Below are 16,264 nucleotides of genomic sequence, written 5' to 3'. Positions count from 1 at the left end.
CCGCCCGCAGGGGTGGGCGATCAGAAAACAAAGCAAGGCGCCGGCGGAAAAGGCACGACGCCACAGGGAGGAAGCGTTGGACAGGCCCATGGAAGCCGAGGGCGCCGCCGCGTGCGGCGCGCGGGGAGGGCGCGAGCGATGAGCGACCCTCAGATCCTTGTCGAGAATTTCCTCAACGCGCTGACCGCCGGAATCCTGGTCGGCTGCATCTACGGGCTGATGTGCGTCGGCCTCGGGCTCATCTTCGGTGTCATGCGAGTGGTGAATTTCGCGCAGGGCGATTTCCTGATGCTCGGCATGTACGCCGGCTACTACTTCTTCACCGGCTGGGGGCTGCTCGCCTTCCTCGGCCCCTATGCGGGGCCGTTGCTCTCGGCCATCCTGGCGGGGCCGGTGATCTTCGCCGGCGGGATGCTGCTGCACCGCTTCCTGATCTCGCGCGTCTCCGGGCTGCGCACCACGGGCAGTCTGGACGAGGGGCATTTCGGCCAGCTCATCGTCACGCTGGGCGTCTCGCTGGTGCTGCAGAATGCCGGGCTGATCGTGTTCGGCTCCACGCCGCGCACGGTGAACACGCCGATGTCCTCCTCCGCCTGGGTGATCGAGACGCATATCTTCGATTCCCTGGTCTTCCTCAACAAGGCGCGCCTGATCTCCAGTCTGCTGGCCATCCTCGCCGCCATCGCGCTGTATGTCCTGCTGGAACGCACCCGCCTCGGCCGTTCGCTGCGCGCCGCCGCCGACAATCCCACGGCGGCGACTTATGTCGGCGTGGACGTGGACCGCGCGCACCGCATCGCCTTCGGGCTGGGCAGCGGCATCACCGCCGTCGCTGGCGGGCTGATCGCCACCTTCCTGTCCTACTCGCCGTTCGTCGGGCTGGACTTCGTCATCATCATGTATGCCGGCGTCGTGCTGGGCGGCATGGGCAGCATTCTCGGCGCCTTCTGGGGCGGGCTGACGGTCGGCTTCGTGCAGCAGTTCTCCGGCCTTGTCCTGCCGCCGCAACTGCAGAACGCAGCCATCTTCGTCGTCTTCCTGCTGATCCTGCTCCTGCGTCCGCAGGGCTTCTTCGGCCGCTCGGCGGAACGCGCATGAGACCCGGCGCCCCCTCCCGCCTGCGGCGCCACGGCCTGGTCCTGGCCGCGCTGCTCGTTGCCTATCTCGCCGTCTGCGCGGTGGTGACCAACAGCTACTACCAGTTGATGCTCACCCTGGTGCCGATCTGGGCGGTGCTGGGCCTCTCCTGGAACGTCTTCTCCGGCTATACCGGGCTGATCTCCTTTGGCCATGCGGCCTTCTTCGGCCTCGGCGCCTATACCGTGGCGCTGCTGCTGACCATGCTGAACCTGACGCCCTGGATCGGCATTCCATTGGCGGCGCTGCTCGGCGCACTGGCGGCGCTGCTCATCGGCCTGCCGACCTTCCGCCTGCGCGGCCACTACTTCGCGCTCGCGATGCTCGCCTATCCGCTGCTGATGACCTATCTCGTGCAGTATCTCGGCTACCACGAGGTCTCGATGCCTATGCGGCGCGAGGCGCCGGCGGCCTTCCTGCAGTTCTCGGACCCGCGGATCTATACGCTGCTGGCGGTCGCGCTGCTGGTGGTCGCGATGGTCATCAGCATGGTGGTGGAGAACTCGCGCTTCGGCCTCTCGCTGATGGCGATCCGCCAGAACGAGCTGGCGGCGGAGGCCGCGGGCATCAACGCCCGCCGCTGGAAGACGCGCGCGCTGATGCTCAGCGGCGCCATGGCGGGCACGGCAGGCGGCTTCTATGCCTGCGTGCTGCTGGTGGTGACGCCGGAGGCGGTGTTCGGCATGCTGGTTTCCGCCCAGGCGCTCGTGGTCGCGCTGTTCGGCGGCGTCGGCTCATACTGGGGTCCGCTGATCGGCGCCGCCATCCTGATCCCGCTTTCCGAGACGCTGCATGCCGAGCTGGGCGAGATCATCCCGGGCATCCAGGGCGTGGTCTATGGCGCGGCGATCATCCTGATCATGCTGCTGGCGCCGGAAGGGCTCTACTGGTCGATCCGTGACCGGCAGGGACGCCGTGCCGCGACGCTGGCACCGGGCAGCATCCCGGTCGCGGAAGCCGCGCCGGTTCCGGACATGCGCGTGCCCGCGATGCCGGCGGAGCACACTGCCGCGCCGCGCCCCGGCCGCACGCTGCTGGAGGTGCGCGGCCTGTCGAAGTCCTTCGGCGGGCTGAAGGCGGTGGACGACGTCAGCTTCTCCGTGCCCGAGGGCAGCATCCTCGGCATCATCGGCCCGAACGGCGCCGGCAAGACGACGATGTTCAACGTCCTCAACGGCGTGCTGCCGGCCGATCGGGGCGAGGCGCTGCTGGACGGCGAGCAGATGGTCGGCCGCAAGCTGCACCAGATCAACCATATGGGCGTCGGCCGCACCTTTCAGGTGGTGCGCAGCTTCCCGCGCCTGCCACTGCTCGACAACGTGCTGGTGGGTGCCTACGGCGCCGGCCTGCCGGACGAGGAGGCGGTGATGGCGGCGCGGGAGGCGATTGCCCGCACCGGCCTCTCCCGCCTGACGGACGTGCCCGCCGGCGGCCTGACCAGCAAGGAGCTGCGCCTGATGGAGCTGGCCCGCGCCCTGGCCGGGCGGCCGCGCCTGCTGCTGCTCGACGAGACGCTGGCGGGCCTCGGCCGCGACGAATGCGACGCGGTGCTCGACGTGCTCGGCGGCCTGCGCGCCGAGGGCATGACGACCATCATCATCGAGCACACCATGCACGCCATGCTGCGCCTCGCCGACGAGCTGCTGGTGATCGACCGCGGCCGCGTGCTGGCGCAGGGGCAGCCGCGCGGCGTGGTGGAGAACCGCAGCGTGATCGAGGCCTATCTCGGCCGCAAATGGATGGCACAGACACAATGCTCGACGTGACCGGCGTTTCCGTTTCCTATGGCGGGCTGCGTGCGCTCACCGACGTCACGGTCACCGTGGGCGCCGGGCAGTTCGTCACCGTGGTCGGGCCGAACGGCGCCGGCAAGTCCACGCTGTTCAAGACCATCAGCGGCGTCGTCCAGCCGGGCAGCGGCAGCATCCGCTTCCAGGGCCAGGACCTGCTGGCGATGAAGCCCTCGAAGCGCGCCCATCTCGGCATCGCGCATGTTCCGGAGGGGCGGCAGGTCTTCAAGGCGATGACCGTGCGCGAGAACCTGGAGATGGGCGCCTATCCCGAGGCGGGGCAGCGGGACTGGGCGCGCGTGCTGGACCGCATCCACGCCCTCTTCCCGATCCTCGCGGAGCGCGCCACACAACTCGCCGGCACGCTCTCGGGGGGCGAGCAGCAGATGCTGGCGATCGGCCGGGGCCTGGCCGGCGCGCCCAAGCTGCTGATGCTGGACGAGCCCTCGATGGGCCTCGCCCCGGCCATCGCCGATCTGATCTTCGACCGTATCTCGCAGATCCACCGAGAGGACGGGCTCACCATCCTGCTGGTGGAGCAGCGCGTCGCCGAGGCGCTGGAACTCTGCGACCGCGGCTACGTGCTGGAGACCGGCCGGATCGTGCTGGAAGGCCCCTATGAGACCCTGGCCGGGGATGACCGGGTGCGCCGGTCCTATCTCGGCCTGGACGCGTGACAAGCAACAAAAGCCCGAGGGAGATACCAGGAATGACCGAGGATCGCGAAAGGGCCGCCAGTCCGGCCCGTGCTGCTTCCGTTCCGGCGATGCCGCGCCGCGCCGCGCTGGGGCTCGGCCTTGGCGCCGGGGCGGCGGTGTTCGGCATGGGTGGGCTGCGCGCCCAGGCCCAGGAGAGCACCATCAAGTTCGCGCTGCTGGCGCCGCTCTCCGGCCCCTGGGCGCGCCAGGGCCAGCTCAAGCAGCTCGGCGCCGAGATGGCGGTGGACGAGATCAACCAGTCCGGCGGCATCAAGGCGCTGGGCGGCCGCAAGGTGGAGCTGGTGATCTTCGACGCCGGCGATTCCGCCGAGAAGGCCAAGAACGCCGCGCAGCGCATGGTCGCCCAGCACCCGGACCTGATCGGCGGCTCGGGCGCCTGGCTTTCCAGCTTCACGCTGGCCGTCACGGAGGTGACCGAGCGGGCGGAGATCCCCTGGCTGACGCTCTCCTATTCGGATGCCATCACCAGCCGCGGCTTCCGCTACGTCTTCCAGATGTCGCCCACGGCCGACGACCAGGCGACCAAGGCGCTGCCCACCATCCTCGACATGGCGCAGCGCGCCACGGGGAAGAAGCCAACAACGGTCGGCCTGATCTCGGGCAACGACGCCTCGGCGGTGAGTTTCATGCGGCCGATGCGAGCCACGGAGCTGGAGCGCAACGGCCTGAAGCCGGTGGTGGACGAGACCTACACGCCGCCGCTGTCGGATGCGACCTCGATCGTGCAGCGGGTGCGCGGCGCGCGGCCGCAGTTCCTGCTCTGCATCACCTCCAACGTGCCCGACACCAAGCTGCTGCTCGACAAGTTCGCCGAGTACCGGCTGGGTGGCGACCGCCTGCCCAAGATCGGCAATGGCGGCGCGCTGGGCGCGCCCGAACTGGGCAAGGTTGTCGGCCCGCAGGTCATCGACGGACTGATGGGCATCGTCGCCAACTGGGGCGGCAAGGGCTCGGAGGAGATCTCGAAGCGCTTCGTCGAACGCACCGGCGAGCCCTGGCTGAACCAGGATTCGCTGATGACCTATGTCGACATGATGATCCTGCGCGAGGCGCTGGAGCGGGCCGGCGTCGCCGACCGCCGCAAGGTCAACGAGGTGATCCACGGCTTCGACATGACCGACGGCGTGGCGAAGCTCTCGCCAGGCGGGCGGCTGAAGTTCGACGACCGGGGGCGGCGCGTCGGCGCCGAGCTGGTGATCATCCAGTGGCAGTCGGGCAAGCCGGTCGCTGTCTATCCGCCGGCGATCGCGACCGCCGAGCCGATCTGGCCGAACACCTGAAGGCGGGGAGGGAGGCATGGCAGGCGTCCTTGTCATCACCGGCGCAAGCCGTGGCATCGGCGCCGCCACGGCCCGCCTCGCCGCGGCGCAGGGCTGGCGCGTGGTGGGCACCTATCTGGAGCGGCGCGCGCCGGCGGAGGCGGTCGCGGCGGAGATCCGCGCCGCCGGCGGCGCGGTGCTGATGCTGCAGGCCGACACCACGGCCGAGGCGGACGTGGCCCGCATTTTCGACGAAGCGGAGGCGCGCTTCGGCAAGGTCACTGGCCTGGTCAACAATGCCGGCATGAATGGCGGCCCGACGACTGTAGCGGACCTCTCCACGGCCGAGCTGCGCCGGCTGATCGACATCAACGTGACCGGCACCTTCCTCTGCGCGCGCGAGGCGGTGCGCCGCATGGCGACGGACCGTGGCGGGCCGGGGGGCGCCATCGTCAACCTCGCCTCCGTGGCCGCCGTGCGCGGCAGCGCGGGCGAGCGCGTGCACTATGCCGCCTCCAAGGGCGCGGTGGTGAGCATGACCATCGGCCTGGCGCAGGAGGTGGCGCGCAGCGGCATCCGGGTGAATGCCGTCAGTCCCGGCCTCACCGAGACGGAGATGAACCCGCCCGATCGGCTCGCGCGCCTGGTACCGACGGTGCCGATCGGCCGCGTGGCGGCGCCGGAGGAGGTGGCGCGGGTGATCCTCTTCCTGCTGTCCGACGCGGCCTCCTACATGCTGGGCGTCAACGTCACCGTTTCCGGGGGGCGCTGAGCCATGGCGGGAAGGCTCTCGCGCCGGGTGCTGATCGACCATCCCGGCGGGCCGGAGGTGCTGCGGGTGGAGGAGGTAGAGGTCGGGGCGCCCGGTGCGGGCGAAGTGCTGCTCCGCCATACCGCGATCGGCGTGAACTTCATCGACATCCAGCACCGCACCGGCCGCTATCCGCTGCCGGCCTACCCCGCGCCGCTCGGCATCGAGGGCGCGGGCTTGGTGCTGGAGGTGGGGCCGGGCGTGGACACGGTGCGGCCGGGCCAGCGGGTGGTCTATTCCTTCCCGCCGGTCGGCTCCTATGCCGATCTTCGCCGCATGGAGGCCGGGCACCTGGTGCCCATCCCTGAGGGCATCGGCGACGACCTCGCCGCGGCGGCCTTCAACAAGGGCCTGACCGCGCACTACCTGCTGCACACGACCTATCCCGTGCAATCCGGCGAGACGATCGTCGTGCATGCGGCGGCGGGCGGCGTCGGGTCGCTCCTGTGCCAGTGGGCCTCGGCGCGGGGCGCGCGGGTGATCGGCGTCGTCGGCAGCACGGAGAAGGCGCACATCGCACAGGAGAATGGCTGCGCGGCGGTGGTGATCCACCCGCAGGAGGACCTCGCGGAACGGGTCCGCGCCCTGACCGCCGGGGCGGGCGTGCCGGTCGTCTATGACTCCGTCGGGCGGGACAGTTTCGAGGCCTCGCTGCGCTGCCTTCGCCCGCGCGGCACGCTGGTGAGCTTCGGCACGGCCTCTGGCCCGATTCCGCCCTTCGACCTGTTCCGGCTGAACACCCTCGGCTCGCTCTATGTCACCAGCCCCGCCTACGTAACCCACACGCAGGAGCGGGCCGAGCTGCTCGGCCGCGCGCGCGACCTCTTCGCCGCGCTCGCCGCCGGAACGCTCCGCGTTTCCCTCGGAAAGATCTACGACCTTGCCGATGCGGCCGAGGCGCATCGCGACCTGCAGGGACGACGGACGACCGGGGCAAGTATCCTTCGGCCGTCCGGGGCCTGAGACGGCGCCGGCTTCGACGATCTTCCTTCGAAATGAGCGGACGGCGGCCGAAAGCCTTGCGCGCATCTGCAATTGGGCATTTTATATGTTGTAAGAAAACAGGGAGGGGACGGAGACCGTGGTTGCCACGCTGTCCGCACGCGAGCTGATGCCGGATGCCGATCTCCGTGCCGAAGAAGCAGCTCCTGTCCTTGCGGTTGAAGGGCTTGCCGTGGAGTTCTCGACCGCCGCAGGCACCGTGCGCGCCGTGGATGGGGTGAGCTGGTCGGTCGGCGCGGGGGAGACGCTCGCGCTTGTGGGTGAATCGGGCTGCGGCAAGTCGGTCACGGCACTCTCCATCATGCGCCTGCTGGCCCGGCCGGCGGGGCGCATCACCGGCGGGCGCGTCCTGTTCGGCGGCCGGGACCTGCTGGCCCTGCCGGAAGGCGAGATGCGCGCGATCCGCGGCCGCGACGTCGCAATGATCTTTCAGGAGCCGATGACGAGCCTGAACCCGGTGCTCACCATCGGCGCGCAGCTCGCCGAGCCGCTCACCATCCACCTCGGCATGAACGAGGTCGAGGCGCGGGCGCGCTCCATCGAACTGCTCGGCCTGGTCGGCATCTCCGACGCCGAGCGGCGGCTCGGGCAGTATCCGCACCAGTTCTCCGGCGGAATGCGGCAGCGCGTGATGATCGCCATCGGCCTCGCCTGCAATCCGAAGGTCATCATCGCCGACGAGCCGACCACCGCGCTCGACGTCACCATCCAGGCGCAGATCCTGGAACTGATGAAGGATCTCTCGCGGCGGCTCGGCATCACCCTGGTGCTGATCACCCACAATCTCGGCATCGTCGCGCGCTATGCCGACAAGCTGGCGGTGATGTATGCCGGCCGGGTGGTGGAGGACGGGCCGGCGGAGCAGGTGTTCCGCGCGCCGCGCCACCCCTATACCGCCGGCCTGTTGCGCTCCGTGCCGCGGCTGGACCATCCACGCCGGCAGGCGCTGGAGACCATCGAGGGGTTGCCGCCGAACCTGCTCCGGCCACCCTCCGGATGCCGCTTCGCGCCGCGCTGCGCCGCCCGCATTCCCACCTGCGACCGTGACCCGCCGCTGCGGACGGTGGCGCCGGGGCGCCGCGCCGCCTGCCATCGCGCCGAGGACATGCCCGCTGCCCTGCCCACCACGCCGGCGCCGCCGCGGGAGGCGCGGCGGCGGCCGCAGCCGGGCGCCGCGCGCCTGTTGCAGGTGCGCGGCCTGACCAAGCACTTCATGGTGCCGGCGCGCGGCCTGCTCGGCAGAAAGGCGGTGGTGCGGGCGGCGGAGGATGTGTCCTTCTCCATCGGCCGCGGCGAGACGCTGGGCCTCGTCGGTGAATCCGGCTGCGGCAAGACCACGGTGGGGCGGCTCGTGCTGCGCCTGGAGGAGCCGACGCAGGGCGAGATCCTGTTCGATGGGCAGAACATCGCCGCCGCCTCCGAGCGCGAGATGCGTACCCTGCGCACGCGCATTCAGGTGATCTTCCAGGATCCCTACAGTTCGCTGAACCCGCGCATGACCATCGGCGACACCATCTGCGAGCCGCTGATCCACCGGCTGCGCATGAGCCGCGCCGCCGCGCGGGAGCGCTGCGCGGCGCTGCTGCGCCAGGTCGGGCTGCCGGCCGAGATGGCGGGGCGCTACCCGCACCAGATGTCCGGCGGCCAGCGCCAGCGCGTCGGCATCGCGCGCGCGCTCGCCATGGAGCCGGAGTTCATCGTTTGCGACGAGGCGGTCTCGGCGCTCGACGTCTCCGTGCAGGGGCAGATCATCAACCTGCTGGCGGAGCTGCAGGCGGAGCTCGGCCTCTCCTACCTCTTCATCGCGCATGACCTGGCGGTGGTGCGCCATCTCTCGCAGCGCGTCGTGGTGATGTATCTCGGCCGCGTCATGGAGACGGCGGAGCGCGATGCGCTCTACGGCGCCCCGCTGCACCCCTACACGCGCGCCCTGCTCGACGCCGCTCCGGTCCCCGACCCGGAGGTGGAGCGCGCCCGCGCGCCGCGGGCGCTGAGCGGCGAGTTGCCCTCGCCCCTGGCGCCGCCCTCGGGCTGCGTCTTCCGCACGCGCTGCCCGATGGCGGTGGCCGAATGCGCGGCCACGGTGCCGCCGCTGCGCGAGGTGCGGCCGGGGCATCTCGCCGCCTGCATCCGCATCTGAGGGGAGGCAAAGACCATGCTCAGCTATCTGGCACGCCGCATCGCGCTGATGGTGCCGACGCTGCTGGGCGTCGCCCTCATCACCTTCTTCATGCTCCGCGTCGTGCCGGGCGACATCGTCGAGATGAAGCTGCGAAGCGACGGCGGCTATGTGACGCAGGAGCTGATCGCGACCGAGCGGGCGCGGCTCGGCCTCGACCGTCCGCTGGTGACGCAGTTCGCCGAATGGATGCAGGGGCTGGTGACGCTCGATCTCGGCACCTCCATGTGGACCGGCCGCCCGGTGGCCGAGGAGATCGGCACGCGGTTCGGCCTGACCCTGCAGGTCTCGGTGATGGCGGCCATCATCTCCGTGCTGATCGCCATTCCGCTCGGCACGCTCTCGGCCATCTTCCGCGACACCTGGGTGGACTACCTCGTGCGCGTCTTCACCATCGCGGGTCTGGCGGTGCCCGCCTTCTGGCTGGGCATGCTGATCATCCTCGGCCTGCTCGCCCTGTTCCACTGGTCGCCGCCGGTCACCTACACGCCCTTCTGGCAGTCGCCGCTGGAGAACCTTTCGCAGCTCATCTGGCCGGCTCTGGCGGTGGGCTACCGGTACGCTGCCGTGGTCGCGCGGATGGTGCGCTCCTCGATCATCGAGGTGATGAAGGAGGACTACATCCGCACCGCACGCGCGAAGGGCGTGTTCGAGCGCCTTGTGGTCATGCGACACGCCATGCGCAACGCCCTGCTGCCGGCCATCACCGTGGCGGGGCTGGAATTCGCCTTCCTGATCGGCGGGCTGGTGGTCACGGAGCAGGTGTTCAACCTGAACGGCATCGGGCGGCTTTTCGTCGAGGCCGTATCGCGCAGCGACTTCATCCTGATCCAGGCGCTGGTGATGCTGCTGGCGCTGGTCTTCGTCACCATGAACCTGGTCATCGACATGCTCTACGGCGTGCTCGACCCGCGCGTGCGGCACGGCTGAGGGAGGCAAGGCCATGAGCGTTTCCACCTCGGACGAGATGGTGCCGCCGACCCGGCGGCGGGCCTGGCGGTCGAGCCCGGTGCTGCGGTTCGTGCTGGCCCAGCCGCTCGGCGCGGCCGGGCTGCTGGTCATCCTGATCATGGCAGGCGCCGCGATCCTGGCGAACCGCGTCGCGCCCTACGACCCCGAGGCGGTGGACTTCATGGCGATGCTGGCGGCGCCATCCTTCGACCATCCACTGGGCACCGACGCCTTTGGGCGCGACATTCTGTCGCGCATCATCCATGGCGCGCGCACGGCGCTGAGCATCGGCTTCCTGTCCTCCCTGCTGGGCTGCACCGCGGGCGGCCTGCTGGGCGTGACCTCGGCCTATTTCGGCGGCAAGGTGGATCTCATCCTGCAGCGCTTCGTGGATATCGTGCTTTCCTTCCCGATCATCGTGCTCGCCCTGGTGGTGGTCGCGGTGGTGGGGCGGCAGCCTATCGCGGGGATCGACCTCAACCTGATCGCCGCCATCGCCATCCCGATCGTGCCGCGCGCGGCGCGCGTCATCCGCTCGGCGGCGCTGGCGGTGCGCGCCATGCCCTATATCGACGCGGCGCGCGCCGGCGGCTACCGCCACAGCCACATCATCCTGCGGCACATGGCGCCGAACGTGCTGGCGCCCTACCTGATCCTGCTCACCGCCTACATCGCCCAGGCCATCCTGCTGGAGGCGTCGCTCTCGTTCCTCGGCCTCGGTGTCTCCGAGCCGAAGCCGGCCTGGGGCCTAATGCTGGCAGGGGATTCCGCCAATTTCTACCAGGAGGCCCCGTGGATGATCCTGTTCCCGGGCCTCGCGATCTCGCTCGCGGTCTTCGCCTTCAACCTGTTCGGCGATTCCCTGCGCGACTGGCTCGACCCGAAGTTCAGGATGTGACCGGCCCAACCGAAGACCGGCCAGGCGCTCGCCGAAGCGCCGGCCCACAAGGGGAGGAAACACCATGACGAATGCTTTCGACGGCCCCCGCATCAGCCGGCGCGCCGCGCTGGCGCTGCCCGCGCTCGCGCTGGCCTGCCCGGGTCTCGCCCGCGCGCAGGACGGCGAGCCGCGCCGCGGCGGCATCCTCACCTATGCGGTGGCCGCCGAGCCGCCGACCTACGACCTGCACGCGACCAGCACCTTCGCCGTGATGCACCGACTGGCGCCGCACTACTCGACGTTGCTGCGCTACGCGCCCGGCAACTATCCGAAGATCGTCGGTGACGTGGCGGAGAGCTGGACTGCGGCCGACGACAAGCTCACCTTCACCTTCAAGCTGCACCCTGAAATCCGCTTCCATGACGGCACGCCGCTGACTTCGGAGGATGTGAAGGCAACCTATGACCGGCTGCGGGCGCCGCCGGAGGGCGTGGTTTCCAACCGCCTGCCATCCTTCCAGCAGATTGCCGCGGTCGAGGCGCCCGATCCACGCACCGTCGTCATCCGGATGAAGGCGGTGGACGCCTCCATCATGGACACCTTCGCCTCGCCCTGGAACGCGATCTACAGCGCCGCCCGGCTGGCGAAGGACCCGAACTTCCCGGCCCGCAACGTCATGGGCAGCGGGCCGTTCAAGTTTGTCGAGCATGTCGCCGGTTCGCACTGGGTCGGCGAGCGGTTCGACGGCTACTTCCGCGAGGGCAAGCCCTATCTCGACGGCTTCCGCGCCATCACCATGTCGCCGGCGGCGATGGTGAACGCCCTCTCCGGGCGGCAGATCCTGGCGGAGTTCCGTGGCTTCACGCCCAACGAGCGCGACCGCATCGTCCGCGCCCTGGGCGAGGACGCGAGGGTTCAGGAGTCGAGCTGGATGCTCCACATGATCCTGACCTTCAATTGCCAGAAGAAACCCTTCGACGACCCGCGGGTGCGGCGGGCGCTCTCCCTTGCGCTGGACCGCTGGGGGGGATCGCAGTCCCTGTCACGCATCTCGCAGCTCGGCCAGGTCGGCGGGCTGGTGCGCCCGGGAAGCGACTGGTCGGCAACCCCGGCGGAGATGGAGAAGTGGCCGGGCTATGGCCGCGACATGGAGGCCAACCGGACCGAGGCGAAGCGCCTGCTGAAGGAGGCCGGGGCGGAGAACCTCACCTTCACCTTGCTCGACCGCAACATCCAGCCCTATGTCACCGCCGGCATCTTCCTCATCGACCAGTGGCGCCAGATCGGCGTCCGCGCCGAGCATCAGCAGGCGGAGCTGTCCTCCTGGTACGCCGCGCAGGGCAGCGGCAATTTCGACGCGCTGGTGGATTCCTTCACGCAATTCAGCGACGACCCGACCAACGTCCTGATCAAGTACGTCTCTTACGACAAGGCGGAAGTCGCCGTCGCGCGCGCCACCGATCGCGAGCTGGACCGCCTTTTCGACGAGCAGGCAAAGACCGTGGACGAGGGCGCGCGGAAGAAGCTGGTCCGCCAGTTCGAGGCACGCCTCTTCGAGCAGAGCTACGCGGTGCCGATCCTCTGGTGGCAGCGCATCGTGGTGATGAACCGCCGGGTGAACGGCTGGTCCATGTCGCCGACCCACATGATCTACCAGGACCTCGGCGACATCTGGCTGTCGGCATGACGGCGCCGGCGCACCGGTCCCTGGCACAGCAAGGAGCTTGCGCATGAGTGTGACAGCAGGGGCGGCAACCTCCGGGGGCGCGCCGCGCCTCCGCCGGGCCGCTGCCGTGGTTGGCATCGGCCATACCGATTGGGTGCGCGACTGGGGGCGGGCACGCGCCGGGGAGAAGCCGGCGGATTCCTACGGCTACGCCATGCAGGCCTTCTCGGCCGCGCTGCGGGATTCGGGCCTGCAACGCGAGGCAATCGACGGGCTGATCGCCGGCCCGACCACCGCCTATGAGCGGCTCGGCGAGGTGCTGGGCATCGACCCGCGCTGGGGCGACCAGGCGGATGCCGTGCTCTCCGTCGTGCAGGCCTGCACCGCCATCGAGGCGGGCCTGGCCGAGGTGGTGGCGATCGTCTACGGCAACGACCAGCGCACGGCGGGGACGCAGTATGGCGGCCCGCAGGCGATGGGAGGCGATGCCTTCCTTTCCTATGTCTATCATTCGCCCTGGGGCCTCACCTCGCAGGGCGCGCTCTACGCGCTCACCTTCCAGGCCTACAAGCATGCGCGCGGGATGACCGAGGCCGAGCTGGGGGAGGTGGCGGTCGCGCAGCGCGGCTGGTCCTCGATGAACCCCAACGCCATCATGCGCAAGCGGATCACCGTCGAGGACTACATGGCCTCGACCTATGTCTGCGAGCCGCTGCACCTCTTCGACTACTGCCTGATCAACGACGGCGGCGTGGCGATGATCATCGCCGAGGCGGAGCGGGCGAAGCAGATCTGCGCAAATCCCGTCTTCATCGAGGGCATCGGCCGCTCCGACCTGAACCGCGGGGCCACCAGCCTGGAGCCGCGCCTCACCGAGTTCTATCTGCCGGCGCAGCAGCAGGCGGCGGCCCGCTCCTATGCCATGGCCGGCGCCGGGCCGGAGGACATGGACGTCTTCCAGGTCTATGACAGCTTCTCCGTCCACGTGCCCTTGGCGCTTGAAGGCTATGGCTACTGCCCGGTGGGCGAGGCCGGGAAGTTCCTGCGTGAGCAGGGCATCGGCCCCGGCGGCCGGCTGCCGACCAACACCGGCGGCGGGCACCTTTCCGAAACCTACATGCAGGGCTGGGCACACCAGATCGAATGCGTCCGCCAGCTTCGCGGGACATGCGGCGAGCGGCAGGTGCAGGACTGCCGGCGCGTCCACTACACCTCGGACGTCGCCGGCAAAGCCGTCTCGCTCATCTACGGCCGTTGAGGGACGCCATGGACGCCGACATCGCCCGCACTCCGAGCCCCGTTCTTGGCCTCGACGACAGGCCGATGTGGGACAGCATCCGGGACCGTGCCATGCGGCTGCAGCGTTGCTGCGGCTGCGGCACCTGGCAGTATCCGCCCGGCCCCGGCTGCACCGCCTGCCTTTCCGAGAATCTCGAATGGAGACCCGTCTCGGGCAAGGCAACCATCATCTCCTGGGTGGTCTTCCACCGGCAGTACCTGGCCGCCTATCCCGCGCCCTATAATGCGATCGCGGTGCGGCTGGCGGAAGGCCCGGTGATGATCAGCAATCTGGAAGGCGATCCACCGGAGGGAAGCTGGATCGGCCGGCAAGTCCGCCTCGTCTATGCCGAGATGCCGGACGGCGCGGTGCTGCCGCGGTTCGCCCTGCAGGCGTAGCGTTGTGGAAGGGGGCGCGGCGGCGAAAGCTGTCGCGCCCCACCACCTAGGGCATCAGAAGCCCGCCATTCACCTCCAGGATCTGTCCGGTGACGAAGCCGGAGAGTTCCTGCGAGGCCAGGTAGAGATAGGCGCCGGTGCATTCCTCTACCGTGCCCATGCGCCGCATCGGCGTCTGCCGCAACGAGGCTTCGAGCTGGTGCGGCGGTGTCGTCGAGCCCTTGCCCGGCTTGTCGATGACGCCGGGCGCGACGGCATTCACGCGGATGTTGAAGCGCGCCACCTCCTTCGCCAGGCCGCGCGTGAAGGTGGAGACGAACGCCTTCGAGGCCGCGTAGAGCACGGAGCGCCCGCCGCCGCCGCTGCGCGCTGCCAACGAGCTGGTGGAAATGATGGCCCCGCCGCCCTGTGCCTCCATGAAGGGCAGGGCCGCGCGCGAGCAGGCGAAGACGGAGCGCGCGTTCAGCTCCGTCACGGCATCATAGAGATCATCCTCCACGTCGCGGATGGGCCGGCGTTCCACCACGCCGCCGGCATTGTTGACGAGGATGTCGAGTCGTCCGAAAGCGGCATGCGCCTGCCGGACAAGGGCAGTGCACTCCCCGCGCGAACGGAGATTGCCGCGCAGCACGACGGCGGTCCCGCCGCTGCGCTCGATACCCGCCGCCACGGCCGCGGCCTCCTCTCCATGCGAGAAGCCGTGCACGGCGACCCGCATTCCTTGCGCGCCTAAGGCGCGCGCGACGGCGGCGCCGATACCCGTGGAGGAGCCGGTGACAAGCACCGCCTTTCCCTCCAGGTCAGGAATTCTCAGGCGACTTCCGGTTTCAGGCATTGCTTCCCCCGTTGATGGCGGTCTCACCGCACCCGGCATGGACAGGATTGCTGAAGGGCCTTGCGGGCACCACTCATAAAAGGCATTTTATATTTAATAGCCGCACGAGCCGCGAAGGCCGGGCTGCAGGAGGAGGCGACGATGGGAGTGAAACCTCGGTTGGCCCTGGCAGGCCGGCTTCGCGCAGCGCCGGATGGAGCGCGTCGGGAGCGGACCGCGCCATGAGCGACTACGCGCATCTGAAGGACCGCATCGCGGTGGTCGGCGTCGGCAACACGGCCTACGGCAATTTCCCTGACAGGGATGATTACGGGCTCGGCGCCGAGGCGTTCCGCAACGCGCTGGAGGATTGCGGGCTCGAAAAAAGCAAGGTGGACGGGCTCCTGGTCTGCCGCATCCCATATTACGCCCGCATGGGCGAGATCCTGGGCCTCTCCCCGCGCTGGACAATGCCGCTGCCGCCGCATGGCCGCATGTCCGCCATGGGCATCATCGAGGCCGCGGCGGCGCTGGAGGCCGGGCTCTGCGACTATGCCGCCCTTATCTACGCCAATATCGGCCGCTCCCGCCGCGTGAATTATGGCGGGGAGGAAAGCCCGGGGGTCTGGGACCCCTTCGGCTTCACGTCGCCGGGCGCCGCCCATGCGCTGATGTTCCAGCAGCACCGGGCGAAGTACGGCACCACGACGCGACAGCTCGCCGAGGTCTCCGTCGCCTTCCGCCACCATGCCTGCCTCAACCCCGATGCAGTGATGAAGCAGCCGATCAGCATCGACGATCACGAGGCGGCGCGCCCGATCGTCGAGCCGCTGCGGCTGCTGGACTACTGCCTGATCAATGACGGCGCCGTCTGCATCATCCTGACGACGAAGGAGCGGGCGCGTGACCTGAAGAAGCCGCCGGTGCTGATCTCCGGCATCGGCGCGCGGGAGGCTTATGAGACCGCCTCCATCGCCAATTACGATCCCGATTGCTGGTACCATCAGGCGCGCGATGTCGGGCGGCAGGCCTATGGCATGGCGGGTGTCGGCCCCTCCGACATCGACACGCTGATGTGCTACGACAACTTCAGCCCGACAGTGTTGTTCAGCCTGGAAGGGCTTGGCTTCTGCGAGCGCGGCGAGGCCGGCGGCTTCGTCGAGGGGGGCGCGCTGAAGGTCGGCGGCCGGCTGCCCACCAACACCGATGGCGGCCACCTGTCGAATTCCTACATGCAGGGCTGGGCGCTCAACGTGGAGGCCGTGCGGCAGCTGCGCGGCGAGTGCGGCGCGCGCCAGGTGCAAGGGGCCGAGGTGGCGCAGTTCTGCGCCATCACGCCCTGCTCGCGCTCCATCATCTACACCCGCGGCTGAGGAGGC

At 69.5% G+C, this 16,264-nt stretch carries 14 protein-coding genes; 13 read left to right on the top strand and 1 reads right to left on the bottom strand.

From position 1 onward, the window contains the following. The first annotated feature begins 138 nt into the window (after positions 1-138). The 12 genes from QMO56_RS22520 (at position 139) to QMO56_RS22465 (ending at position 14,071) form a co-directional block, all read left to right on the top strand. Entirely contained in the window at positions 139-1,098 is a 960-nt protein-coding gene (locus QMO56_RS22520; RefSeq protein ID WP_283529488.1) for a branched-chain amino acid ABC transporter permease, read from the top strand. Further along, the gene (locus tag QMO56_RS22515) at positions 1,095-2,903 is read left to right on the top strand and encodes a branched-chain amino acid ABC transporter ATP-binding protein/permease (RefSeq protein ID WP_283529487.1); all 1,809 of its coding nucleotides are present in this window, start codon (positions 1,095-1,097) and stop codon (positions 2,901-2,903) included. Before QMO56_RS22520 ends, QMO56_RS22515 begins: the two co-directional genes overlap by 4 nt. Then, entirely contained in the window at positions 2,891-3,604 is a 714-nt protein-coding gene (locus QMO56_RS22510; RefSeq protein ID WP_283529486.1) for an ABC transporter ATP-binding protein, read from the top strand. The genes QMO56_RS22515 and QMO56_RS22510 overlap by 13 nt, the downstream gene beginning before the upstream one ends. A 32-nt stretch (positions 3,605-3,636) precedes the next feature. Then, complete coding sequence (locus tag QMO56_RS22505) at positions 3,637-4,926, top strand: ABC transporter substrate-binding protein (protein WP_283529484.1); 1,290 nt, start codon at positions 3,637-3,639, stop codon at positions 4,924-4,926. Between the two features lie 16 nt (positions 4,927-4,942). Continuing rightward, positions 4,943-5,677 carry an SDR family oxidoreductase gene (locus QMO56_RS22500; RefSeq protein WP_283529483.1) on the top strand — a complete coding sequence of 245 codons (735 nt, stop codon included), beginning with the start codon at positions 4,943-4,945 and terminating at the stop codon, positions 5,675-5,677. 3 nt (positions 5,678-5,680) lie between these two features. After that, positions 5,681-6,679: a quinone oxidoreductase gene (locus QMO56_RS22495; protein ID WP_283529482.1), complete on the top strand. Its 999-nt coding sequence runs from the start codon at positions 5,681-5,683 to the stop codon at positions 6,677-6,679. A 118-nt stretch (positions 6,680-6,797) separates the two neighbouring features. After that, positions 6,798-8,858 (top strand): ABC transporter ATP-binding protein, encoded by a 2,061-nt coding sequence (locus QMO56_RS22490; RefSeq protein ID WP_283529481.1) that lies wholly within the window; start codon positions 6,798-6,800, stop codon positions 8,856-8,858. Between the two features lie 15 nt (positions 8,859-8,873). Further along, positions 8,874-9,827 carry an ABC transporter permease gene (locus QMO56_RS22485; protein ID WP_283529480.1) on the top strand — a complete coding sequence of 318 codons (954 nt, stop codon included), beginning with the start codon at positions 8,874-8,876 and terminating at the stop codon, positions 9,825-9,827. 13 nt (positions 9,828-9,840) lie between these two features. Beyond that, a complete protein-coding gene (locus QMO56_RS22480; protein ID WP_283529479.1) occupies positions 9,841-10,746 on the top strand; it encodes an ABC transporter permease in 906 nt (301 codons plus the stop codon). 64 nt (positions 10,747-10,810) lie between these two features. Continuing rightward, entirely contained in the window at positions 10,811-12,415 is a 1,605-nt protein-coding gene (locus QMO56_RS22475; RefSeq protein ID WP_283529478.1) for an ABC transporter substrate-binding protein, read from the top strand. Positions 12,416-12,458: 43 nt separating this feature from the next. Next, a complete protein-coding gene (locus tag QMO56_RS22470) occupies positions 12,459-13,652 on the top strand; it encodes a thiolase family protein (protein ID WP_283529477.1) in 1,194 nt (397 codons plus the stop codon). Positions 13,653-13,660: 8 nt separating this feature from the next. Beyond that, positions 13,661-14,071, top strand: coding sequence for a Zn-ribbon domain-containing OB-fold protein (locus tag QMO56_RS22465; RefSeq protein WP_283529476.1), 411 nt, complete (start codon positions 13,661-13,663; stop codon positions 14,069-14,071). Between the two features lie 46 nt (positions 14,072-14,117). Here the strand turns inward: QMO56_RS22465 and QMO56_RS22460 are convergent, their stop codons facing one another. Continuing rightward, positions 14,118-14,906 carry an SDR family NAD(P)-dependent oxidoreductase gene (locus QMO56_RS22460; protein ID WP_283529475.1) on the bottom strand — a complete coding sequence of 263 codons (789 nt, stop codon included), beginning with the start codon at positions 14,904-14,906 and terminating at the stop codon, positions 14,118-14,120. Between the two features lie 221 nt (positions 14,907-15,127). Here QMO56_RS22460 and QMO56_RS22455 point away from each other — a divergent pair, with 221 nt between their 5' ends. After that, positions 15,128-16,258, top strand: coding sequence for a thiolase family protein (locus tag QMO56_RS22455; RefSeq protein ID WP_283529474.1), 1,131 nt, complete (start codon positions 15,128-15,130; stop codon positions 16,256-16,258). The last annotated feature ends 6 nt before the right edge of the window (positions 16,259-16,264 follow it).

The sequence above is a fragment of the Roseomonas sp. E05 genome (assembly GCF_030063475.1).
GTDB lineage: Bacteria > Pseudomonadota > Alphaproteobacteria > Acetobacterales > Acetobacteraceae > Pseudoroseomonas.
The sequence above is the reverse complement of the archived record's forward strand: the minus strand, read 5'-3'. Positions and strand labels throughout refer to the sequence as shown.